21 protein-coding genes and 1 tRNA gene are annotated in these 23541 nt (G+C 59.8%); 16 read left to right on the top strand and 6 right to left on the bottom strand.

Annotation, left to right across the window (positions count from 1 at the left end):
* Both RA20_RS10350 and RA20_RS10345 read right to left on the bottom strand, forming a co-directional pair.
* On the bottom strand, positions 1-609 hold the full coding sequence (locus RA20_RS10350) for a glutathione S-transferase family protein (RefSeq protein WP_039127831.1): 609 nt from the start codon (positions 607-609) through the stop codon (positions 1-3).
* Positions 602-1642, bottom strand: a complete 1041-nt coding sequence (locus RA20_RS10345) for a PhzF family phenazine biosynthesis protein (RefSeq protein ID WP_082017978.1) — start codon at positions 1640-1642, stop codon at positions 602-604. Before RA20_RS10345 ends, RA20_RS10350 begins: the two co-directional genes overlap by 8 nt.
* Positions 1643-1725: 83 nt before the next feature.
* Here RA20_RS10345 and RA20_RS10340 point away from each other — a divergent pair, with 83 nt between their 5' ends.
* From RA20_RS10340 to RA20_RS10310, 7 genes are all read left to right on the top strand, one after another.
* Positions 1726-2664, top strand: coding sequence for a LysR family transcriptional regulator (locus tag RA20_RS10340; protein ID WP_052248932.1), 939 nt, complete (start codon positions 1726-1728; stop codon positions 2662-2664).
* Between the two features lie 100 nt (positions 2665-2764).
* The gene (locus RA20_RS10335) at positions 2765-3631 is read left to right on the top strand and encodes a PhzF family phenazine biosynthesis protein (RefSeq protein ID WP_039127828.1); all 867 of its coding nucleotides are present in this window, start codon (positions 2765-2767) and stop codon (positions 3629-3631) included.
* The gene (locus tag RA20_RS10330; protein WP_039127826.1) at positions 3628-4623 is read left to right on the top strand and encodes an ornithine cyclodeaminase family protein; all 996 of its coding nucleotides are present in this window, start codon (positions 3628-3630) and stop codon (positions 4621-4623) included. The genes RA20_RS10335 and RA20_RS10330 overlap by 4 nt, the downstream gene beginning before the upstream one ends.
* Positions 4624-4714: 91 nt before the next feature.
* Positions 4715-5137, top strand: coding sequence for a hypothetical protein (locus tag RA20_RS10325; RefSeq protein WP_052248931.1), 423 nt, complete (start codon positions 4715-4717; stop codon positions 5135-5137).
* A gap of 2 nt (positions 5138-5139) precedes the next feature.
* Positions 5140-5880 carry an SDR family NAD(P)-dependent oxidoreductase gene (locus RA20_RS10320; RefSeq protein WP_039128017.1) on the top strand — a complete coding sequence of 247 codons (741 nt, stop codon included), beginning with the start codon at positions 5140-5142 and terminating at the stop codon, positions 5878-5880.
* Between the two features lie 60 nt (positions 5881-5940).
* Positions 5941-6561 (top strand): TetR/AcrR family transcriptional regulator, encoded by a 621-nt coding sequence (locus RA20_RS24630; RefSeq protein WP_052248930.1) that lies wholly within the window; start codon positions 5941-5943, stop codon positions 6559-6561.
* A gap of 22 nt (positions 6562-6583) precedes the next feature.
* Positions 6584-7498, top strand: a complete 915-nt coding sequence (locus tag RA20_RS10310; RefSeq protein WP_193748821.1) for a DMT family transporter — start codon at positions 6584-6586, stop codon at positions 7496-7498.
* Between the two features lie 295 nt (positions 7499-7793).
* On the opposite strand, the gene RA20_RS10305 is transcribed toward RA20_RS10310, so the two are convergent.
* Complete coding sequence (locus RA20_RS10305) at positions 7794-8705, bottom strand: LysR family transcriptional regulator (RefSeq protein WP_039128009.1); 912 nt, start codon at positions 8703-8705, stop codon at positions 7794-7796.
* Positions 8706-8812: 107 nt separating this feature from the next.
* Here RA20_RS10305 and RA20_RS10300 point away from each other — a divergent pair, with 107 nt between their 5' ends.
* The 7 genes from RA20_RS10300 to RA20_RS10270 all read left to right on the top strand — a co-directional run bounded on the left by RA20_RS10300 (position 8813) and on the right by RA20_RS10270 (position 16685).
* Positions 8813-9589: a CmcJ/NvfI family oxidoreductase gene (locus RA20_RS10300; protein ID WP_039127819.1), complete on the top strand. Its 777-nt coding sequence runs from the start codon at positions 8813-8815 to the stop codon at positions 9587-9589.
* 11 nt (positions 9590-9600) lie between these two features.
* The gene (locus RA20_RS10295; RefSeq protein ID WP_082017977.1) at positions 9601-10566 is read left to right on the top strand and encodes an LLM class oxidoreductase; all 966 of its coding nucleotides are present in this window, start codon (positions 9601-9603) and stop codon (positions 10564-10566) included.
* Between the two features lie 12 nt (positions 10567-10578).
* Positions 10579-11367, top strand: a complete 789-nt coding sequence (locus RA20_RS10290; RefSeq protein WP_039127815.1) for an SDR family NAD(P)-dependent oxidoreductase — start codon at positions 10579-10581, stop codon at positions 11365-11367.
* A 91-nt stretch (positions 11368-11458) separates the two neighbouring features.
* Positions 11459-12304: an enoyl-CoA hydratase/isomerase family protein gene (locus tag RA20_RS10285; RefSeq protein WP_039127813.1), complete on the top strand. Its 846-nt coding sequence runs from the start codon at positions 11459-11461 to the stop codon at positions 12302-12304.
* A gap of 81 nt (positions 12305-12385) precedes the next feature.
* The gene (locus RA20_RS10280) at positions 12386-13372 is read left to right on the top strand and encodes a zinc-dependent alcohol dehydrogenase family protein (RefSeq protein WP_039127810.1); all 987 of its coding nucleotides are present in this window, start codon (positions 12386-12388) and stop codon (positions 13370-13372) included.
* Between the two features lie 227 nt (positions 13373-13599).
* The gene (locus RA20_RS10275) at positions 13600-14232 is read left to right on the top strand and encodes a tyrosine-type recombinase/integrase (RefSeq protein ID WP_039127807.1); all 633 of its coding nucleotides are present in this window, start codon (positions 13600-13602) and stop codon (positions 14230-14232) included.
* Between the two features lie 470 nt (positions 14233-14702).
* Positions 14703-16685: a hypothetical protein gene (locus RA20_RS10270; protein ID WP_039127804.1), complete on the top strand. Its 1983-nt coding sequence runs from the start codon at positions 14703-14705 to the stop codon at positions 16683-16685.
* A 664-nt stretch (positions 16686-17349) separates the two neighbouring features.
* Here RA20_RS10270 and RA20_RS10265 read toward each other — a convergent pair.
* Together RA20_RS10265 and torT are read right to left on the bottom strand one after the other, a co-directional pair.
* A tRNA-Arg gene (locus RA20_RS10265) sits at positions 17350-17426 on the bottom strand.
* 168 nt (positions 17427-17594) lie between these two features.
* Entirely contained in the window at positions 17595-18647 is a 1053-nt protein-coding gene (torT, locus tag RA20_RS10260; RefSeq protein ID WP_052248929.1) for a TMAO reductase system periplasmic protein TorT, read from the bottom strand.
* A 92-nt stretch (positions 18648-18739) separates the two neighbouring features.
* Here torT and torS point away from each other — a divergent pair, with 92 nt between their 5' ends.
* A complete protein-coding gene (torS, locus tag RA20_RS10255) occupies positions 18740-21664 on the top strand; it encodes a TMAO reductase system sensor histidine kinase/response regulator TorS (protein WP_039127801.1) in 2925 nt (974 codons plus the stop codon).
* Here the strand turns inward: torS and RA20_RS10250 are convergent.
* Positions 21645-22337 carry a response regulator gene (locus tag RA20_RS10250; RefSeq protein ID WP_039127798.1) on the bottom strand — a complete coding sequence of 231 codons (693 nt, stop codon included), beginning with the start codon at positions 22335-22337 and terminating at the stop codon, positions 21645-21647. The genes torS and RA20_RS10250 overlap by 20 nt on opposite strands.
* A 189-nt stretch (positions 22338-22526) precedes the next feature.
* Here RA20_RS10250 and RA20_RS10245 point away from each other — a divergent pair, with 189 nt between their 5' ends.
* Entirely contained in the window at positions 22527-23474 is a 948-nt protein-coding gene (locus RA20_RS10245) for an ABC transporter substrate-binding protein (protein WP_039127794.1), read from the top strand.
* Positions 23475-23541: the final 67 nt, after the last annotated feature.

Genomic DNA, 23541 nt, shown 5'->3' with positions numbered 1-23541 from the left:
TTAGAAAACTGCTGCAAGCGCGCGCTGCACCGGGAGGCGCTCCTGCGCCTCGTGGTACCAGCGCAGGGTGGCCGGCAAGTCCTTTAGGCGGCCGGTACCCAGCAGGTGGATCATGGGAAAAGCGGCACAGTCCGCCGCTCCGAAACGGGTGCCTCCGAGGAAACTGCAGATGCCGAGCCGCTGCTCGATGGCCGCAAGCGCGCGCGTTGCCCGCGCCTCGCCAAAGGCCTGGCCGGCGCTGCTGCCCTCTTCGCGCTCCAGGCTGAGCCCGAAATTGACGGGAGCCACCAGGTCGGTCATCACTAGGCTCAGGGCTTCAAGCGCGTGGGCGCGGTCCGCCCGGGCGGCTGGCAGCAACTGGCCTGACTTTTCGGCCAGATACAGTAGGATCGCCATGGATTGGCTCAGGGTGATCTGGGCGCCGCAAGGGCCTTCGCTGTCGATGATCAGCGGCACCTGGCCCATCGGGTTGAGGGCAAGGAACCCCGGCCTGTCCTGATCCCGCTCGCGCAGGTTCACAGGCACGGCCCGGTAAGGCAGCCCAGTTTCCTCCAGAGCGATCAGCACCCTGTAGGTGTTGCCGGTGGTCCATCCGTAAAGATCAATCATTTCCCCCTCCCACTGCCGGTACCGGGCTGTGATCCAGCTTGATCTGCAGTTCCTTCATCACCGCGCCGTAGCCGCCGGCCATCAGCCCGGTGACCCGGCCTGCGTCGAGGTTCAGTTCAACCGTGATCTCGCTGGGCGAAGCGGGCTCCATGAAGTGGCCCTGCTCGATCAGCAGCTTTGGCCTGCGCACGCCGAGGTGGTCATACAACGCGCAGGCCAGCGGTCCGGCTGCCATTCCGGTGGCCGATTCTTCGCTGATGCCGTAACGCGGTGCAAACATGCGAGCGGTGGCGTCAGCAGAGGTAGCACCGGGATCCGTCGTGAACACGTAAAAGCCGATCAGATCCAAGGCTTCGCTGATGGCCTCGAGTTGCGCTAGGCCAGGTTTCACCGCCTTGAGCGCGGCACCGTCTTTGACTGCAACCAGCACAAAACTGTTGCCGGTATTGGCCAGCTTGGGAGAGAAGCGCGGATTCAAATCCTCCGGCGTCAGCCCCAGTGCGTTCAGCACATCCTGTTCCTGAACGCCCCTGTCCGCCCACTCAGACGGGTCTTCGTAGCGCGGTGCCAGCTGCTCCATATAGGCGGCGCCATCCCGGATGATAATCTTGCGCGGGCCGTCCACGGTCTCTTTCGAGGTCTCACCCTCACTCACCCGTCCGAGCTCGGCAAGATAGCTGAAGGTAGCGATGGTTGCATGGCCACAATGGGCTATGCGGCGAGTCGGGGTGAAGAAATCCAGCTTGAAGCCTTCGGTTTCAGAACGGGACACAAAGGCGGTTTCGGACAGGCCGACCTTCTGCGCAATTTCAAGCATTTGGGCATCGCTCAGACCGTCTGCATCCAGCACGACGCCGGCGGGATTGCCGCCGGTTGCGGACGGCCGGGCGGCACCGCCATTTCCAACGCGCTTCAGGTCTTCGTCGCTCAACCCGTCGCGCCCGGCCTTCAGAAGCTCCGGGTCGCCGCAATCCTTGAGCGTGACGAAACCGTTGACGATACGGGCGGTGACCGTGGCTTCAGTGTGGGTCATGCTTTCGGCTCCTTTTCATGAATTGCCGTCAGCATGATCCATCCCTTGCCAAGAATACATTGATATAACTATGATCCTGATTCATGAAACAGACCGACAGCCTGCTGCCGAAGCTGATCCAGAGCTCACCCTTGCTGGAGGCAATAGCCGAAGAGCAGAACTTCACCCGCGCCGCGGAGCGTCTCAGCATTGAGCAATCGGCAGTCAGCCACAGGATCAAGGCGCTGGAAGAAGCGCTTGGGGTGCCGCTGTTTGACCGCACCACCCGCCGGATCATGCCGACCGACGCCGGGCGCATCCTGTGTGACGCCGCGCAGCACAGCGGCAGCGCCTGGCGCGCAGCCCTCACCCGGCTGCATGACCTGAAGACCAGCCGCAGCCTGCGCCTTTCAGTGTCTTCCTCGGTGGCGATGAAATGGGTTGTGCCCGCCCTGCAGCGTGCGCAGGACAGCGGGCTGGATCTTCTAGTCGACGTGGATGATCGGCTGGTCGACCTGCACGCAGGTGAGGCCAAGGCGGCAATCCGCTATGGGCTGGGCCCCTATCCCGGGCTGCATTCCGAGCCTCTGCTGCAGGCGGTTCTGCTGCCCGTCAGCCGGCCCGGCTATCTGGGGCCGGTGCCGCTGCAGGACTATTGCCGCCAGCCCGGCGCCCGGCTTCTGGTGGATCGCTTCGGCGAAAGCGACGGCACAGGTTTCAGCTGGCAGGAATATTTTGCCGGCCGCGGCTGGGATATTGAGTTCGAACGCTCCATCAACGCCTTTGCCCGTGCCGATCTTGCCATCCAGGCTGCCATTGGCGGCATGGGCATTGCGCTCGGGCGCAGCCTGCTGGTGGAAAATGATCTTGAGGCTAGATTCCTGGAAGTTGTTGGAAAGCCGGTGAAATCCCGCGCCCGCTACTGGCTGGTCCCCCCCCCCGCCAATGCCGCCACCGATGGGTATCAGGCGTTGCGCCAGTGGGTGCATGAGGAGATTTCAGCAATCCGCGCGCAGCAATCAAAGCTGTTCAGTACGGGCTGATCCCCATATTCATGAGGCGGGCTCATGTACATATGGTTCGCCCCGCGCCCTCTTTCTGAGCTAGCCAGCAGGCAGATGCTCAGTTCAGCGGGGGTGCGGCATGCACTATGTCTTATGCGATGTTTTCTCGGACGGCCCGTTCTACGGCAACAGCCTGGCGGTTTTCCCCGAGGCCCGGGCACTGGACGGTCGGCAGATGCTGCAACTGACCCGGGAGCTCAAGCATTTTGAATCCGCCTTTCTGACCGGGCCCGCCCTCGCGGACGGCAGCCGCCCACTGCGGGTTTTCGATCTGGAAGAGGAACTGCCTTTTGCCGGCCATCCTATGCTGGGAGCCGCGGCCGTGCTGCATCACCTGGAGCAGCCCGCAGCAAAAACTGAGACCGCCTTTGCCTTGGGAGACCGCCGGGTGACACTGTGTTCTGCCCGCTGCGCAGCCGGGTTTGACGTGTGGATGGATCAGGGAAAGCCGCTGTACCTGGCAGAGCTGAACGGCCCCGCCGCCCGGGAGCTTGCCAGCTGTTTCTCACTGGCGCCGGAGGATCTGGCCCCGGGCCTGCCGATGGAAGTCATTTCCACAGGGCTGCGCTATCTGGTGGTACCGGTTCACCAGGGCCTGGACAGTGCGGCCATCCGGGTCCCGGATCTGGAACATCGGCTGGCGGATGTGGGCGCCCAGTTTGCCTATCTGTTCGATGTTCATCGGAACGAGGGGCGCCACTGGACAAACGACGGACGGATCGAAGACATCGCAACCGGCAGCGCCGCAGGCGTCATTGGCGCTTATGCCCATAAGCACGGGTTGCTGAACGCGGCCAACACGTTGGAACTTAAGCAGGGGCAGTATGCAGGCCGCCCCAGCCGGATTTCGGTGCAGGTCGACAGCGGGCCGGATGGGATCAGAGCTGTCCAAGTCGGAGGTCAGGTTTCGATCCTGGGCACCGGCCGGTTCGAGGTGCTGCCATGACCCTTGCCCTGCGCCACATCACCCGCGAAGAAATCTCCGCCCGGCTGTCCCACGCAGCCCTGCTGTCACCAGTGCGCCAGGCGATGATAGCCTACAGCACGGGCAAAGCCACCGCGGCGGCTCAGGTGCTGTTCCCGGCGCCGGGCGCCGATGTGCATGTCAAAAGCGCAGTTCTGCCTGGCGCCCCCATTTTCACCGTCAAGCTCGCGGGCTGGTCGGAAAGCCTGAAAGCAGCCACCGGCAGCGGCCATAGCGGGCTGATCCTGGCATGCGACTCCAAGACCTGCCAGCCGCTTGCGCTGCTTCACGACGGCCACCTGATTTCCGACTACCGGACCGGTGCCGCCGGCGCTTTGGCCGCGCACAGCGGCCTTTCCGCCGGCCCGGTGGACGCGGCGCTGCTGGGCGCCGGCACCCAGGCGCGCCATCAGATCCAGGCGCTGGCGCAATTGCGGGAAATCCGCAGCCTCCGCATCTGGGCCCGCCGGCCTGAGGCGGCCAATTCGCTGGCCGCCGTCTTGCAGGCCGGACTTCCGGCAAGCCGGATCTCCACCGCCGGCAGCACTGCCGAAGCGATGCGTGGAGCCCGGCTGGTTGTCTGCGCCACCGCCGCCACAGACCCCTTGTTCCAGGCTGAAGATATTGAGCCCGGACAGACGGTGATCAGCGCCGGTGCCGATGACGAAACCAAATGCGAGATACCCGCCGCTCTGCTCTCCCGGGCCGACAAGGTCTTTACCGACAGCCTCGGACAGGCCCGCGCCTATGGCAACGCAGCCCGCGCCCTGTCTTCTGGCCTGACGGAGGCAGAACTTGGGATGCAGGAATTGGGCGCTGCCTGGACCAACAATGACCGGCTGCGCAACAACGGACGCCAAGTCATCGTCTGCAGCCTGACCGGGCTGGGCGTGCAGGACCTTGCTGCGGTTTCAGCCCTGTTCAGCTGGGAAACGCCCCGTGCCAACTCATCCCCCGCGCAAAAGACCGGATAAAGACGGCAGCTTTGCTGCAGCCGCTGCGGCAAGCGAGACCTGCCGCCGCCTTTTCATAATGATCGATGTGAAAACTTAAGGAGACACGAAAATGACCGACACTCTGGGCTGGAAAATCGAAGGCCATTCGTTCCGGGACGGCAGCCTGCTGGCAGATTGGGAAAAGATCTACCAGGACAGCACCTGGCACTGGCAGTACGACACCCACGAGATGACCTTCGCCATCTACAAACACGATGGCCAGTACTGGAAACTCTATCATGCCCGCTTTGTGCAGCCCGGTGCCGATGAGTATTCTTATGGCTTTGGCGGCCAGTCCTGCCGGATGGTGGAAGTGGAATACACACGCCGTGCGCGCTCGACCCATTCTCACATGCTGATGGAAAAGGGCGGCCGCCAATGGATCCGGACCTACGAGTACGACCCCGCGATCATGACCGTCATCACCGCCGGCGAGGAGAATGGAAAATACGGCGCGCCTTATACCGAAATCCGCAAGAAGCAGTGGGCCTGACCATGGCCGGACCTCTCTGCATCATCACCGGCGTCGGCGACGCCACCGGCAGCGCCACGGTGCGCAAGTTCATCTCGCAAGGCTACCGTGTGGCCATGATCGCCCGCAGCGCGGACCGCCTGCAGGCGCTTGCAGACCAGCACCCCGGCGCGCAGGCTTATGCCTGCGACATCTCTGATCTGCACACCTTCGAAACCTGCCTGACCAGGATCGAGGCGGAAATGGGTGTGCCCCGGGTACTGGTGCATAATGCGGTGTCGCACAGTTTTGGCCGGTTCCGCGAGTTGGATCCGCTGGAGATCGAACGGAACTTCCGGGTCAACACTACCGCCTTGCTGGTCTTTGCCCGCTTCTTTGCGGACAAAATGGCCGCCAGCGGCGGCGGGGCAATCCTGGCCACCGGCAATACTGCGTCGCACCGCGGTGTGCCGAACTACGCGCTGTTTGCCCCGACAAAGGCCGCACAGCGCAACCTATGCGAGGCGCTGGCGCGGGACCTGGGCCCGGAAGGTATCCACGTTTGCTACCTGTCGGTGGATGCCGCCATCGACGTGACCTGGCTGGGCGCCAGCGACGCAGAGCGCCCCAGCTGGCTGGTGCCGCCCGCTGACTGGCCGCATGCGCGGGAGGATTTCTTCGCCCATCCCGACGGCATCGCCGCAGAGATCTATCACTTCACCCACCAGCACCGGACCACCTGGTCCTTTGAGACCACAATCCGCCCCTTTGCGGAAGAGTGGTGACCCCGCAGCCGCGGCAGGTGCTCTTTGCCCGCCGCGGCCTCAAGCAACAGGAAGAGCACCATGGGAAGGCACAAGGAATTCGACCCGGACGATGCCGTGGAAGCTGCGCTCAAGGTGTTCTGGCGCAAAGGCTACCATGATGCCTCTCTGCAGGATCTGATCGCTGGCACCGGTGTCAACAACTACGGTCTCTATTCGGTCTTCGGCTCCAAACACGGCTTATACCTGGCCGCTTTCGACCGCTACAACCGGGACGTAACCGCCCCGCTGGCCCGCGGTATTGCCCGAGCCGGCGCCAGCCCCGAAGGGCTGCGCAGCGCCTTGCAGGGCGCAAGAGAGCGGCTGACCCCGGGCGGCGAGCCGCTAGGCTGCTTCGCTTGCTCCAGCATGGTCGAAATGTCCGGAACCGATGAGCAGGCTGCCGAACTGGCAGCCCACAACCGCCGGATACTGTCGCAGGGGTTTGTCAGGTTCTTGCAGCGTGCGGTACCTGAAGACTCGGAACCCGCGCGCCGCACACACGCGGGGCTACTGGCCAACGGCATGTACACTCTCGGCCTGCTCATCCGGTCGCGCAGCCCGGAACCCCTTATCCTGGATCACCTCAGAGGCCTCTGCGCCCTGATCCGTCCCGCCACACGCTGCCAGGCAGGCAGTGCCAGCCTGCATCTTAATGATTGATGTGTTTAAGGAGAAAACCACAATGCGCTGGACACTGCTTCTGATCTTCCTGGGACTGGCTTGGGGAGCAACCATACCTCTAAACAAGCTCGCCGTGGCGGGTGAGCATTCCACTGCTGCCCTGGTCTTTTGGCAGCAGCTGGCCGGGTTTGCCCTACTGCTGGCTTGGCAGTCTTTCCGGCGGCTGAAAGGGCAGCGCAGAGGGGCCAGACCGCAATGGGGTCTCTATTTCATTGTTGCGTCGCTGGGTACGCTGCTGCCGCACGGGCTGAGCTTTGCGGCCGTCAGCATGGTGCAGGCGAACATGATGTCCATCGGCATCGCCGTCACCCCGATGGCAGCCTACATGATCGCCCTCGGCCTGGGCCGGGAAACGCTCAGTCTCCGACGCGGCTCCGGTCTGCTCCTAGGCGCCACGTCCATCCTCCTGCTGCTGGGCATTTCGCTCACGCTGCTGGGTCAGCAGGCAGCCTGGGGCATAGCTATCGCCTTGCTGCCCGGGCTTTGCTACGCGGCCGAGAGCAACGTGATTGCCGCCAGCGCTCGCGACCGCTTCGACCCTGTCGAAACACTGTTCTATGCGTCCGGCCTGTCTTGCCTTCTTGCTCTGCCCCTGGTCTTTGGCTGCGGCACCGATCCGCTGGCCCTGGCAACACTCTCTCTGTCCTTTACGGCACTCATCCTCTCCGGCCTGCTGCATGTTCTGTGCTACGCGGCCTATTTTGCAATCGTTGCCCGGACCGGCGCGGTCTTTGCTAGCCAGGTGGCCTATTTCGTGACAATTGGCGGTTTCTTGTCCGGCACTTTGTTCCTGAACGAGACGGCGCCGCCCGCCTTGATAGTTTCCTTAGGACTGATGGTGTTGGGGGTCGGGTTGGTGCGGCCTCGGCCACAGCAGCGACAAAGGTTGGATATCGCCGATAGTTTCAACGGTTAAACTTCTGCGTAAGCTGCTAATGGGTTCAATTCGAATAGGTCTCCTTGCAGCCCGGTTTAGCACCCAGCAACCAATCGTATTGGCGGCCCATTGCGGTCACTCGCCACTATGGCTGGGTGCTGCGGCGCGGCCCGCTAAAGGAGACATTTGCTGCGCCTGCAAAATCACGCGAAATGCGAACTCACACACTGCAGGCAATCCAGCCATTCATGACTATGATTGGCGTGTCCGTTTTGCTGCTTATTCGACCTTGAAGTTGGGAGGTTTCTCGCAACTGAGGTTGTATTTTCTTGGTCTACATTTCCCAAGGCGGCTTTGCACCAACCTCTGCGATTAGAAAATCCATGAATACGCGCACTTTGGGGGATAGTACGTTGGACTTGGGATAGATAAGCCACAGAACATTGTCCTCGGCGGCCTCAAAATTCGGCAGAACTTGTGCCAACCGGCCCGATTTCAGGTGATGATGCACACTCCATAGTGCGTTCAAGGAGATACCAGCCCCGGCCAGCGTGGCGCTGACTTGGCTGTGGCCGTCGTCGATTATCAATTGTCCCTTCGCCATTGCCGGGTCGAATGCGGCTGTCTCACCTGCCTTTCCTTTCAGCGGGCGGGGATTGCGGTTTTGGAAAGCGATCAGGTTGTGGTCTTTCAGATCGCCGGGTGTTTTGGGTGTGCCGTATGTGTCTAGATAGTCTGGCGCGGCGCAGAGAATACGCCGGTCATCAGCAAGCTTTCGCCCCTTCAGGCTGGTATCGACAAGCGGCGCGTTCCTGAGTGCGAGGTCATAGCTCCCTTCGATAAGGTCAAACTGAACATCTGACAGCCGCAAATCGAGCGTGAGGCCGGGGTGCTGTTGCAGGAATTTTGGCAGGATCGGTGCGATGTAGAGTTGCGCAAAGCTGCTGGGTGCCGCGAAGCGTAATGTGCCCTTGATCGTTGTTGTTTGCTTGCCCAAAGCCGCAAGTGCGGCCTCTTCCTGCGCGATGATCTCTCGGGCGAAAGGCAGGAAATCGGCCCCCTCAACCGACAGTGAGACTTTGCGTGTTGTGCGATGCAGCAGTTCCGCGCCCAAGCTGTGCTCCAGCTTGGCCAGCTTTGCGCTTGAGACGGCCGGGGCCATTCCCAGTACACGTCCCGCAGCGCTGATGTTCAACCTGTCTGCTGCTGTAACAAACAAGCGCAGCGCGTCTGTATCTAGCCCCATTATATCGAAAACCCGAATTATCATTCCATTAATGGCCAGTTTATATGCAAATGGATCAACGTTAAATCCCTCTCATCGATGCAACGACGCAAACGCAGGAGGCGCAAATGACGCGGACAGCCACAGTCAACTACCACGTACACAAGCCCTATCGCCAAGCCTTTGCGCTGGATGCTGGCGGGATTGCAGGCAACCTGATTTCCCCTGAACTCGCCCCCACGGGCGTTACGCTGATGGATACCCGCGACACAAACAGTTCAATGACATTTGCGTCTGACGCGGTTGAATTCATTTCGCTAACAACGGCGGTGCAAGGTTTTGCAGGTGACGCCTGGAAACCAACATACGATGCAGAGCTGACGGCACTGCTCTCGGACAGGCTGGGCGCACGCGAGGTTGTTGTTTTTGATCATACGGTTCGGACAGATGACCCGGATGCGCCACGCAAACCCGCGCGTAACGTCCATAGTGACTACAGCAAAGATGGCGCCGAACAGCGGCTTGTCGACCTGCTGGGAGCCGGAACCGCAGCGGAATGGGCGCAAGGCCACTATGCTTTTGTCAATGTGTGGCGCCCCGTGGAGCGTCCGATTAATTCAGCCCCGCTGGGCTTTGTCCGCCCGGCGTCGGTTGACCCGTCTGACTGGCTTTTGCTGGACCTGATCTATCCTGACCGCACAGGGCAAATCATGGGGCTGGTGGGAAACCCCAGGCATGAATGGATCTATCAGTCCAAAATGTCACCGGATGAGGTCGCGATCTTCAACATCTATGACAACCAAGGCCTGCCATCGATTGCCCATAGCGCGCTCGATATGGTCGAGGACCCAACCGTCACCACCGTTCGCAAAAGCATCGAGAGCCGCACTTTGGTGCGTTATTAAGGGGACCGGATGTGTTGGATGAAATGCAGCCTGCTGAGTTTGCCCGGATCAATGTGGCCTACAACCGGGTGTTCTGTCCCGGGCGGCTAAGCGTTGGCCTGGTGCTGCCGCTCGAAGCATACGCAGCCGGCGCAGAGCCAGCACTGCGGGGACATCTGGAAGCGGCGCAAAGCGCGGAAGAGCTTGGGTTTGCAGCGCTTTGGCTGCGCGACGTGCCCTTCAATGTTCCCAGCTTTGGTGATCCTGGACAGGTTTTTGATCCGTTTGTCTATCTGGGAGCGCTGGCCACGGCGACCAGCCGGATTGCGCTGGGTACGTCAAGTGTGATCCTGCCTTTGCGCCACCCCGCCCATGTCGCCAAGGCCGCAGCCACCGCAGATGTGCTGTCGGGCGGGCGGTTTCTTCTGGGTGTGGCCTCTGGTGACCGGCCCGAGGAGTATCCGGCATTGAACCAGAGTTATGACGACCGAGGGGCACGTTTCCGCGATAGCATTGACTACATCCGCGCAGCCAGCTCCGCCTATCCGAGGCATGAAGGCGCGCAGGGCACATTGACTGGCAGTATAGATCTATTGCCAAAGCCGCACGGCACCCGCCTGCCGATGATGATAACCGGCGGCAGCCAGCAAACACCTGATTGGGTGGCGCAGAACGGCGACGGATGGATGACCTACCCGCGCAACGCGGCGGCTCAGGGCCAGGCCATCGTGGACTACCGGCGGCGCGTGAAGGCCGCAGGCCAGCCTGATAAGCCCGTTATGCAATCGCTTTACGTTGATGTCGTTGCCGATCCTGCGGCGCCTCCGCGCCCGATCCATTTGGGTTTTCAGTCCGGCACCGGTTTCCTTCGCAGCTATCTGCGCGAGATTGAAACGCTTGGGGTCAATCACGTCGCTCTGAACCTTAGGTTCAACCAAGCCCCCATCGAAAAAACCCTCCAACTGCTGGCGGACACCGTGCTGCCTGACTTTTCCTAAAGGATCAAACCGATGACAAAGACCATACTCATTACAGGTTCAACCGACGGCATTGGCTTGCTCACGGCAAAAAAGCTGGCAGCCGAGGGGCACAAAGTGCTTTTGCATGGCCGCAGTCTGCCCAAACTGGAAAGCGCAGCCGCCTCAGTCGGCGGGGCTGCCGAAACCTATGCCGCTGACCTGAGCGACCTGTCCGCAGTGCAAAAACTGGCCGAAAACATACGGGCCAAACATGATAAGCTGGATGTGCTGATCAATAACGCAGGCGTGCTGAAAGCTCCGCAGCCTGTGCTTGCGAACGGGCAGGACATCCGCTTTGTCGTGAACACGCTCGCTCCCTATCTGTTGACCGAACTGCTGCTGCCGATCTTTCCCGCCGACGGGCGCGTTGTGAACCTGTCCTCGGCAGCTCAGGCCCCGGTCGACATCAAGGCCCTGCAGGGCAGTGTACCGCTGTCCGACATGGACGCGTATGCCCAAAGCAAGCTGGCAATCACCATCTGGACCCAGGATTGGGCCAAATCAAAGCCGGATGCGCCGGTGATGGTCGCGGTGAACCCCGGATCACTTCTGGCGTCCAAGATGGTGAAAGAAGGCTTTGGTATCGCTGGGAACGATATGAGCATAGGGGCTGATATCCTGATTGACGCAGCCTTGGGCGCGCGGTTCGCTGACGCGTCAGGTGCCTATTTCGACAATGACAGCGGTGCCTTCGCCAATCCGCATTCCGCAGCACTGGACAACGCGCACGTTGCCGAGGTCATGAACACAATCAAAGGTCTGATCAGCCAGACGCGCTGACCATCGCGGCGAAACAGCGCCCTGCCTTCCCCCTTTAACTCTTCGCTACTCCCCGCGCATGCCGCGCCGGGGGCCAGGAAAGGACTGCCTGATGAAATACGAAAACTTTCAAACCTTCGAGGTCACCGTCGAAAACGGCGTCGCCACGGTGACATTCAACTTTGGCTCCGTGAACGTGCAAGGCCAGGAAATGCTGGCCGATCTCAACAGTCTGGCCATGCGGCTGGAACGGGACCGTGAAACCAAAGTCGTGATCTTCCAATCCGCCAACCCGGAAATCTGGGTCTGCCACTACGATACCGACTTGCTGAAAGACATGTCGACTGAAGCGGTGTCCCGCGCGGACGCACAGCTTCTGGACCTGCAATCGGTTTGTGAACGGATCAGCAAGGTGCCGCAGGCCACCATAGCCAAGCTGGAAGGGTTTGCACGCGGCGGTGGCCACGAGCTGGCATTGGCGCTCGACATGCGCTTTGCCGCGCGCGGAAAATACAAGTTCATGCAGATGGAAGTCGGGATGGGCATCCTCCCCTGCGGCGGCGGTGCCTCGCGCATGGCGCGCCAGACCGGTTTGGGCAAAGCGCTGGAGATCATCCTGAGCGCGCAGGACTATGACGCGGATGACGCAGAGCGTCTTGGCACCATCAACAAGGCATTGGAGCCGGATGAAATTGGCCCCTACGTAACCGCGCTGGCCGAACGGATCGCAAAATTCCCAGCAGAGTCGATCAATGCCTGCAAGCAGATGGTCTATGAATCCATCGACAAACCCATTGATGAGGCGCTGAGGGCCGAAGCCTATTGGCTGTATCAGGCCACCAGCAAAACCCCGGCCATCAAACGTTTCACCATCGCGGACGAACAAGGTTTGGAGCACGACATCGAAAACCAGCGCCAATGGGGCAACCTGGTGATGCAAGTGCAGGACATCACCTGACCACCCACAAAACAATAATCCCGTCAGGCGTGCGTTGCTGCGACGCTCCCCTGGCGTGACGACACCAAAAGGAACACACCAATGAAAGCAATGGTTCTTAACTCCTACGGACCCGACGCGCCGTTCGAACTTGCTGAAGTGCCCGACCCGGTTGCGACAGCCGGCCATGTGGTTGTCAAAGTGGCCGCGGTCAGCGTCAACACTGTCGACACAATGATCCGGGGCATGGGCGCAGAGCTGCCCCTGTCCCCCGCATTGCCCGCCGTGCTTGGCATGGACTTTGCTGGCAAAGTCGTCGCAATTGGCGAAGACGTGACAGGCTTTGCCATAGGCGATGAGGTCTACGGCTGTGCTGGAGGTTTGATGGACCTTCCCGGCTCTCTGGCAGAGTACATCAATGCAGATGCCCGCCTGATTGCGCATAAACCCCGGACGCTTAGCATGCGGGAAGCCGCAGCGCTGCCTCTCGTCGGCATCACCGCCTACGAAGGTCTGACACGCGCAGGTGTTGGCGAGGGCCAGACCGTTCTTGTCCAGGGCGGTGCCGGCGGTGTTGGGCATATCGCCATTCAAATCGCCCGCCACCTTGGCGCAACCGTATCTGCAACAGGCCGCGGCGCAGATCAGCTGGCCCTGATCAAAGAACTCGGTGCGCGTGCCGTGGATTTCACATCCCAAAACGTCGCAGACTATGTGGCTGAACATACCGGCGGCGCAGGCTTTGACATGGTGTTTGACAGCGTGGGCGGGGTGAATATGACGAACTCGTTTGCAGCAGCCAAGCTCAATGGCCAGGTCGCCTCAACGGTTGCGATGGTCGAGATCGACTTAACGCCTGTGCATTTCAAAGGCCTGACCCTGCACGTCGTCTTCATGTTGATCCCGATGATGCACAATGTCGGACGGCAAACCCATGGCGGTATCCTGAAGACACTGGCGGACATGGCCAATGCTGGCGCGCTTAAACCGATTGTCGACGAACGCAGGTTTGAATGGACAGATACCGGCGCGGCTTTTGTACATCTGACAGACGGCTCTACGCTCGGGAAAGTCGTTGTAGAGCTGTGATCTGAAATGCCTCAGACCGATGCGCGCGATAATCGCGCGCATCACTTCAATATGGGCTGTAACTGATATCGCGTATCAGTACCCAACCTGACCGGAATGTAACTTGCAGCATCAGTCGCTTTGGGCTCGTTCCCGCCTTTGTCCGCGATGAAACCTGAGAGTGTTACCTTGGATTGTCAACGTCCGGTTGGCGCTGTGGTGGGTCGTGGCGGATGGGAGGAACCATCATGACCATTGCCAACTTACCTGCCATTCGCGCACTTCGTCCCGCTTGGAATAAGGGGCGCATTGTTGGGCAAAAGCGACCATTGAAGCCCAAACATGTCTGGGCGATCAGGGTCCGGCTCGAGCTCGCTGATAACCAACGAGATCTTGCGCTCTTCAACCTGGCAATCGACAGCAAGCTGCGCGGTTGCGATCTTGTCAAAATGAAGGTCATCGACGTTATGGCGTCAGGCCAAATCAAGGAACGCGCATCGGTTTTGCAAAGCAAAACACAGAAACCTGTACGCTTCGAAATCTCTGAAGGCACGCGGGCGTCACTGGAAAAGTGGATGCAAGACCCGCTGATGGTCGGATCTGAATACCTATGGCCCGGTCGGTTTCACGAACGTCTTCACATCTCAACCCGTCAGTATGCACGGATTGTCCGTGACTGGGTGACGTCGATTGGTCTGGAGGCGAGCGCATACGGCACCCATTCCATGCGGCGCACCAAGGTGACCCAGATCTACAAGAAGACGGGCAATCTGCGCGCCGTTCAGCTCCTGTTGGGCCACACCAAGATGGACAGCACTGTTAGATATCTCGGCGTTGAGTTGGAAGATGCTCTTGCGATTGCAGAGGCCATTGAAATCTAAGGTTATGGGCCGTCTTCAAGGACGGCCCTGAGGAGACATTCAGCAGTCATCGTGAATGCTGCGGTGCGGCCGTCAAACCTGCCGTTCACGCAGCGTGCAGCATTTCGAACCAACCGATACCTCCACGCGGGACCTTCGGTCGTTCGCTGCGGGTGCGCAAATCTGGTGCCGAACAAGCTTCAGGTGCAGAAGGAGCTTTCGTCGCGCCTACATTAGATGACTAGTCACGAACAGCCTGATCCTAGGCATTGAGAACGGACCCAGCATAGACCGAGCTGCTTACACACCGCAGGCCATCACAGGTACCAATTTACTTGACCTGAAAATCAATCAAAAGCTGTATGTACGGGTGAGTAGCTAAGCTTACGTCATTCTTTTCAATTTTTGGAGGTATAGTTTTGCGTTTATTTCGACCACTGCTGCTTCTTGCGACACTTACACCTTCGTTCGGGTTTTCAGCCGAAGAGAGTTTGCAGACAATCGAATGGGAAGTTGTAAACAGGTTTGGCCCCTTCGCTACACAGAAGGACCCGGCCAATCTGTTTGAGCGCTACAAGTTGGCCCCGGGGGAGAATTTTGAGGACTGGCATAAGCGGTTGTCGGCTGGAGGTCTGCCCTCGCCCTATCGCGCAGCACTCAAAGCCGGTCAGCATGAAAACATGCACTGGGATCAGCGCACCAAACAGCACAGGGCCAAAATTCTAAGCTATGTCAGAAACGAAAACGACGCCAGCACCACGATTACAGCCGTCGCGAGAGTGGCTTCGCAATCGGATTGCACCTGGTCCTTTCAGGGAGAAATGACAACGCAGCCTTGTGAACTCGGTTTTTTATTCCAAGTGCCGCTTTCAGGCGCAAAATTGCAAGTGACCTTTGATGGAAAGGAAATCGAAGAACCGATCAATCCAAACCACGTAGTCATCATCGGCATGGGAGACAGTTACGCCTCCGGAGAAGGCAACCCTGATTACCCGGGCGACTGGAAGTCAGGCCAAACCCTCCCTGGAAACAATGAACTGGAGTGGCTGGTTGATTATAAGAACCGTCTCGTTTCTCCAGCAGAAGCGCCAGATGCGAAATCTAACCACTGGGTAGACGATACCTGCCACCGCAGCTTTTATAGCCACCAGAGTCTTACTGCGCTCAAGATCGCTTCAGAAAACCCGCACGCCTACGTTTCTTTTCTACACTATGCCTGCACAGGCGCTGAAGCCTTCGATGGCCTGCTTGTGCCGCAATACCAAGCTTGGGGAAAAGGAATTTATGTCCCGTACTCCCAAGTAAATTTTGCAATCCGTGAGCTCTGTCAAGATGGGAAACCTCTTGGCGAAGCGGCGCCAATTTATGAGGCGGTTTCAAAAAAAGAAACCGGCGGCATAAACATTCGCGCTTTCCACCGTAGAGGCGGCCCTGGCAATCGGCCGCGCAGCCACAGCAACCTAATACCTAATCCGGAACTGGATAACTTTAGCCGGTTTACACAGAGCATCCGGGAAAAAAATAATGGGCACTTCCCGCAGTCCGGGTTGTTAACCTGTGCAACAGGGAAAATTCGAACGCCTGACTACGTGCTCTTGAACGAAGGCGGGAACAGCATGGGTTTTGCAGATATCGTGCAGTACTTTGTTGTTCCGACACAGTGGAAGCTAGGCATTGTCGGCAATCTCCTGTTTCCGGAAGTCTGCCCCAGCCCAGAGTACCGAGTGGCTTCCAAGGATAATCGACAACTGGACCGCTATTGCAAGAGACTAGACAAGAAAATCAACTATCACTCCGGTGATCTGACCAATGGTCAAACTGGGTCGCTGGGTATGAAGGATCGATACACCCTATTGTTCAACATCTTAGAACACCGTTTAGGATTGGAGCCTAAGCAGATTGTGATGGCACAATACCCCGACCCTCTGCGCGATACTGCTTCTCCCAGCCCGGTTTGCGAGCCACTCGCCTCAACGGATTTTCGAGTGCCAGGCGACGCTCCCAAGGTGTTCAACCCTCAAGGCGCTTGGTACGGTTTGAAAGCAGCCGCGTCAAAGGGCCTCATCCGAACTCTGAGTGACTTGCCTGGGCGAAACTTTCGTCGCTGGCAATTCAACCTTACAGCAAGTGAAGCTGGGCTCGCCCTGAAACAATTTGATGAACTCCGGGAAGTTCTTTCAAACACAGCACGCGACCGAGGTATCTCTTTTGTTTGTGAAACACGTGATGCATTTGTCGGGTACGGGTGGTGGAAAGGATCGCGTGGGAATCTCCCGAATACCAAACCATACTGGGCAGTGTGGGACTGGAACCCTTATGCTTATGAGAGCGAAACGCGTGCGATAAGAACGGGCAATGATACAGTTATCACTCAACCCGGCGACAAAAGAATAACCGGTGCGGTTCATCCAAACCTGACCGGCCACAGGTTGATCGCTCAGCTGGTTTACGACAAAATTTGGGGGAGCCAGTAACTACATTATGATAGGGCCAGCCGACAAAGTTTCGGCTGGCGTTCTTTAGGAAGATGCCCACAGTCACCACCTGCTAATCATCGCTACGTTGGCGGAATACGGGCTCACGAACAATGGCTTTGATGTCGTCTGCATGGAAGCTCGCCAGGTCAACGCCGCATTTAGGAACGCTACTTTTCCGCCATTCTCCCTTGCGTATGAACGGTGGCTATGAGCTGTGGCCGGCCTCTTGCGCCTGCAGCATCCCATCTGCCGGGGGATGGCGGCTCAGGGCTCAATTGACCTGCGGCGATGCAGAACAGAATCCTATTGCGGCGTTGCCTGGAGGTCGGCTTCCAACGTTTCACCATGTTCGGCTCGCGCCTGCGGCGAACTACCGGAATCCGCCCGACTTGCATGAGTACCGGTCCCGGATGTTAGGCAGGCCGACGGTTTGCTTAGGGCTGCTAGTGACCGACTGCGCCCGCAGCAATCCGGCCTGGTGCTCATAGCAACTGATGGCTCAGCAAGAACAGGCAACTTCGCCGATTGAATCTGCAAATCAGCCCTAATTTTCCTGAAGGAAGTCAGATCAAACCTAACAGACCCCGCGAGCAGATAACGGGAATTGGGTCAAAAACCTGACAAGAAGGTCAGTTTTGCTTGGCATTCGACAATTTGGAAGTGGCGGACCGAGGAGGATTCGAACCCCCGACCCCTTGATTCGTAGTCAAGTACTCTATCCAGCTGAGCTATCGGTCCACTGCGGCGGGGTTTAATCATAGCACTGCAGAGTCGCAACCCCAAAAAAGCCGGGTTCAGAAGTATTTCTTAACGGCCCCATGCTGCCGAAGCGGCATTCCCGGTTCCGGGCCCTTGGCTCGCACTGCCCAAAGCAACGCAGTCCCCTTAAGCCGGCTGAAAACCGCATCACCGCTGCGGCCGGAAGTCAAAGACAGGAACAAAGCTGGCCGGTGCCAGAGATTGCTCCAGCACCTCTGTCTGCAGCGCATTCCGGTCGAACACACGGATCTCCGGACCGGCGTGCTTGGTCCGCAATTTGCCTTCGATCGCGCGCACCGCCATTTCAACCGCCAGCCTCCCCTGCAGCACAGGCGAATCCGTCGGTGCCGCGATGACGCGGCCGCGCAGCACTCCGCGGTACACCGCATGGGTCATATAGTCAGAAACGACCTGCACTTTGCCATGCAGGCCGCGGGCACGCAGCACTGAGACCGCGGCCTCCGCTGCCGGTGCAGAACCGGCAATGTAGTCCAGATCCGGCACCTCATCCAGCGCATCCTCAACCAGCCGCACCTGGATTTCCCGCCCGGTGTCGCCGTACTTTGTCACCGAAACTATGGCCGAGCTGTCTGCCAGCGCCGCGTGAAACCCCTGCTCCACGAACTTCACCCAGCCCGCCTGCTCCGGCCCCGGGAACCAAGCGACCTTGACCGGCGGCGTCCCCTTGGGGTGACGCGCGGCGATAATCCGCCCGGCAACGGCGCCCATCTCGGTCCAGGACACCCCCACTTTGGCCGTGATCCCTGCATCAGCGATGTCATTCACGGCAGCGATGACCGGCACCGAAGCGGCAATCCGTTCGACGGCCGGGGTCAGCCCGGCAAAAGAAACCGGTCCCAGGATCAGAGCATCAGCGCCAGCCGCCACACACTCCTCTGCCTGCCGGATTTGACGCTGCAGGTTAGGATAGCCCCCTGCCTCAACCAGTTTGAAGGACACGCCCAGCCGCGCAGCCTCCACCACCATTCCGTAATTGACGCTCAGCCAGTAGGCGTCCTTCAGATGCGGATAAGCAATGCACAGCCGCCAGTCCCGGGCCGCCCTTTCCAGAGGCTGGTAGTCCTCCGTCCCGAAACCGCTTTGGTAGTCGAACGGCGTCCTGGGCAACTGCAGCCGCCAGCTTTCTGCAGCTGCGGCAGAGCAAACAACAGTGAAAATCAGCAGCCAGATCGCGCGCATGTGTGCCCCTTCCCGGCTCAGAGGATAGGCAGAGGAAGAGAAAAGGGAAATTCAAAATTGCACAGCGTGCCGATGCGCGCGAAAGTTCGGGTATGTTAGGAAAGCTCGGCCTTGGCGGAAAACTGAGCCTCGCATTCATCGTCATTGCGGGGCTGCCCACTCTTGCGGGCATCCTTGGACTGGTCGAATTGCGTGTGCTGGCCCGGCGCCAGGCCGAGGTGATCAGCCAGACAATCCCCGCCATAGCCGAAGTCCGCGGCATGGCCGAGGAAAGCACCCGCATCATCGCGATTGCGCCGGAACTGGCAGCTGTGACGACCCAGTCCGACCGGCAGAACCGGGCTCAGTTCCTGGCAGATCAGGTTGGTGCACTGACGCTGCGGCTGGAAGCGCTGGAACAGACCGGGGGCGGCTCTGCGCGGCTGCGGGATACCGTGACCGAAGCTTCCCGGACGCTGTCCCTGCTGAACGAGCTGGTCGAAACGCGAATCGCCCTGCACAGCGAATTCAAGGAGCTGACAGGACGCAACCTCTCGGCTGCCAGCAACCTGCTCAGCATGGCCGACACTTTGGTTGCCAATGCCGAGATGGGCACGACTGCGGTGATCTCCAGCCTCTACGGCCCCGGTTCATCCCCGGTTGAAGAGCAGGCCCGCACCGACACGCTGGACAAGCTTATCGAAGTGGATCTGTTCCAGCTTGGCCTGATGTTCGAACTGCGCTCGCAAACTGCTGAGATCGGCCTGCTGATCAACCGGATCGAAGACGCCGGCAGTGAGATTGAGCTTGGTGAGATCGAAGCGTCGCTGACCAGCCGCCTGCTGATCGTCTCCCGCCGGATCAAAGCAATCCGCGACCCCGGCCGCCGCCAGCAGGCTGAAGCCTCTGCCGCTCAGCTGCGGACCATTTCCGACACGGAGACCGGGCTGTTTGTGCTGCGCGACCGGATCCTGTCCACTGAAACCCGCATAACCGCTCTGCAGCAGGACTTGCAGAACACAGCGCTGCGCCTCGGCGATGAGGCCGCAGCCGTCGCAGACCAGGCACAGGCACGGGCGATCCGCTCCGGCAATGACGCAGCGCTCGATGTGCAGCGGGCGCAGCTGCGCAATGGTTTCGCAGCCCTGGCTGGGTTTGCCTTGTCGCTGGCGGTCCTTTGGTTCTACGTGCGCGGCAGCATCACCCGGCGCCTGAACCAGCTGTCCGGCACCATGGCCGCCCTGATGCGCGGCCAGCTCAACCGCCCCCTGCGCCCCAGAGGTCAGGACGAGATCGCCCGCATGGAAGAAGCGGTTGAAGTGTTCCGCAAGCAAGCCATCGAAAAACTTGAGCTGGAAAGGGTTCGCGACCGCAACGAGCAGGAGCTTCGCGAGCACCGCAACAACCTGCAGGCCCTGGTCGACGACCAGACTGAACGGCTGCGTGAAGAGGTCGAAGCCCATGACGAGGCCCGGCAAAAGGCCGAGGCAGCCGATCAGGCCAAATCCGAGTTCCTGGCGATGATGAGCCACGAGATCCGCACGCCAATGAATGGCGTGCTGGGCATGCTGCGCAGCCTCTCTGATGATGGCTTGCCGCCCCGGCAGATGGAACGGTTGCGGGCGGCGCTGGTCTCCGGCCAGAACCTGCTGAAGATCCTCAACGACATTCTGGATTACTCGAAGATCGAAAGCGGCGCGCTGCAGCCTGAGGAAACCGCCTTTTCGCTGAACAGGCTGGTCCGGGATATTGTTGTGCTGCTGCGCCCTGGTGCTGATGCAAAGGGCGTTCATCTCTGGCTCGATGCACCCTCAGACTTGCCCGACGTGGTCCGGGGCGACGCCGCCAAGCTTCGTCAGATCCTATTCAATCTTCTCTCCAATTCGCTGAAGTTCACCGAGGAAGGCGAGGTCATCCTGCGGGTCCGTGCCAATGGTGAAGGCAATGGCCGTCACCAGGTTGCCTTTGAAGTCAGCGACACCGGCATGGGCATCTCAGAAGAGGCCAAATCCCGTATTTTCGAGGCTTTTGAGCAGGAGGACAGCGATACAGCCCGCAGGTTTGGCGGCACCGGGCTGGGGCTTGCGATCAGCAAGCATTTTGCAGAAACCATCGGCGCCCGGCTCTCTCTGGAAAGCACACAGGGCGTTGGTTCGGTGTTTACCCTTGCCTTGGAACTTGAAGAGGGCGATCCCGCTGATCTGGTTCCGGAAGATGTCCCGGCCCCGGTGCAAGTGGCCGAGAACCCGTTGTCAGTCCTGGTTGTGGAGGACAATGAGATCAACCAAATGGTCGCCCAGGGATATCTGGAGCGCATGGGCCATTCCTGCCAATGTGTCGCCAGTGCCGAAGAGGCACTGGAGCTGTTGCCGGGCTCTGGTTTTGATCTTGTCCTGATGGATATAAACCTGCCTGGTATCAGCGGCACTGAGGCCACCCGCCGCCTGCGTGCCCTGTCCGACCCGGAGCTCGCCAGGCTGCCGGTCATCGGCATCTCCGCGCATGTGCAGGAAGAGCAGATCGAAACCCACCTGCAGGCCGGGATGACCGGATTCGTCGCCAAGCCGGTCTCGCCCGAGCGCCTTGCCAAGGCACTCGACAGCGTCACACAGGGCCGGGAAGGTGCAATCTACCTGTCGGCACGGCAGGCAGGAGCAGAACCGCCTGACCGCCATGCCGGCCTTCTGCAGCAAATGCAGGAGAACATCAGAGACCTCGGAGAACCGCAGGCCTTGAACATCGCGCTGATGTTCGAAAGGGAACTGCCGCAAAGCATTGCGCGTATGGAAACGGCGCTGGAGGCGCTGGATTTCGCAGCCCTTGCCAAGGAGGCGCACAGGGCCAAGGGTGCGGCGGCTACTTTTGGCCAGAAAGATCTGGCGGCGCTGCTGGCAAGCCTTGAAACCCAAGCCGGAGACGGCGGCCGGTCAGCTGCCGCGGAAAAGCTGAGCGCGCTCCAACGGCTGGCACCGCAAATCCTTAGAGCGCTTGCTGCTGTCATGCGGGATTGCAAAGCCGTCAGTTCAAAGGCGCCGTGAAGACATAGCCTTCCCCGTGTACGGTGGTGATCACCCGCGGGTTTGCCGGATCTTCCTCGAGCTTGCCGCGCAAACGCCGGATCAGCACATCGACAGTGCGGGGATTGGCACCGTACTGCCGGTGGGTCACCCGGCTCATCAGCGCATCTCGAGTGGCCACCTCCCCTGCCCTGCTCACCAGCATGTCAAGCACTTCGAACTCGGCGCGGGTCAGTGAAATACTATCGCCTTCCGCCGTCTGAAGATGCCGCGCGGCCACATCGAACTGAAACTTTCCGAACTTGTAGATCCGGCGCGACAGCCGCCGGATGTCCTGTGTCCGCCGCAAGAGATTCTTCAGGCGCGCCAGCAGTTCACGCCGGTTGAACGGCTTGCAGACGTAATCATCCGCACCCAGCTCCAGCCCGACGATCCGGTCGATCTCATCATCCCTTCCAGTCACAAGGATAATACCAATTTCCGATTTTCCGCGCTGCTCGCGGGTGATCTGCAAGCCGTCCTTTCCGGGCAGGTTGATGTCAACCAAAAGCAGGTCAACCTCCTGCTCTTCCAGGATTTTCTCCGCCTCCTCCGCGGTCTCGGCCTGCGAGACATCATACCCCTGCGCATCCAGATAACTGGCGAGGGTGGCCCGGGTGACCGGCTCGTCCTCGATGATCAGAATATGCGCCATGAACGCAGTGCCCCTTCGCGGAATTTTCCTACCGGTTAACAAATTTTAACATCACTGACCAGCCTGTTCATCCGGCCGGGCTGACCTGTTCACATCTGCTTCCTAGCCTACCCTCCTGAAAGCACAGGCTTTCAACACGCGAAAAGCTCAGGCCATCCGGACCCGGGCTGCGACAACAGGGAGACACACATGAAATACCGGCAATATCTTTTGGCCAGTGCAGCGGCCATCACCATGGCAGCCCCGATGGCAATGGCGGAAGACTCCTCAGACCCCATCATAATCCCGGTTCACAACTGGTCCAGCCAGATCGTGATGAGCCACGTTGTCGGACAGATTTTCGAGTCGATGGGCAACAATGTTGAATACGTCTCGACCGACAGCCAGGCGGTTTATGAATCCGTGCGTCTGGGCGATGTGACGCTGGAACTTGAAGTCTGGGAAGGCGCCTTTGGCAAATCCTTCAACGAAGCGCTGGCCAAAGGCGGCCTGCATGACGCGGGCGACCACAATGCCGTCACCCGCGAAGACTGGTGGTATCCGGCCTGGACCAAGGAAGCCTGCCCCGGCCTGCCGAGCTGGGAAGCGCTGAACGACTGCGCAGCCATCTTTGCCACGCCGGAAACCGGCGACAAAGGCCGGTTCCTGGGCGGACCGGTGGACTGGCTCAAGCATGACGCCGAGCGCGTCGAGGCGCTGAGCATGAACTTCACCGTGGTGAACGCTGGCTCAGCCTCGGCACTGTGGGCAGAAGTGGCCGCGGCAGAAAAAACCAAACGGCCCGTCGTGATCTTCAACTGGACCCCGAACTTTGCCGAAGCTGTCTGGCCGGGCGAGTTTGTCGAGTTCCCGACCTGGGTCGAAGGCTGCGACAAGGATCCCTCGGTCGGTCCGAACCCCGACGCCACCTATGACTGCGGCAACCCGGCCAACGGCTACCTGAAAAAGGCCGCTTGGGACGGCATGAAAGAGAAATGGCCAGCCGCCTATCAGACGCTGACCGAAATCAGCTTCACCAACCCGCAGATCGCCGAGATGGCCAAGCTGGTCGACATTGACGAGATGGAGCCTGAGGACGCCGCCGCCGAATGGCTGGAGGCCAATGAGGATCTCTGGAAGCCCTGGACCGGCTCCTGAACCACGCACTCCTCTCCAACTCACCGGGGCGGCCTGCTGCCCCGGATTTTTTACTAGCGAAAGTAGA

It is taken from the genome of Leisingera sp. ANG-Vp, assembly GCF_000813725.1.
Classification (GTDB): domain Bacteria; phylum Pseudomonadota; class Alphaproteobacteria; order Rhodobacterales; family Rhodobacteraceae; genus Leisingera.
Note: the sequence above shows the minus strand (reverse complement) of the source record. Positions and strands in the feature narration are given on the sequence as shown.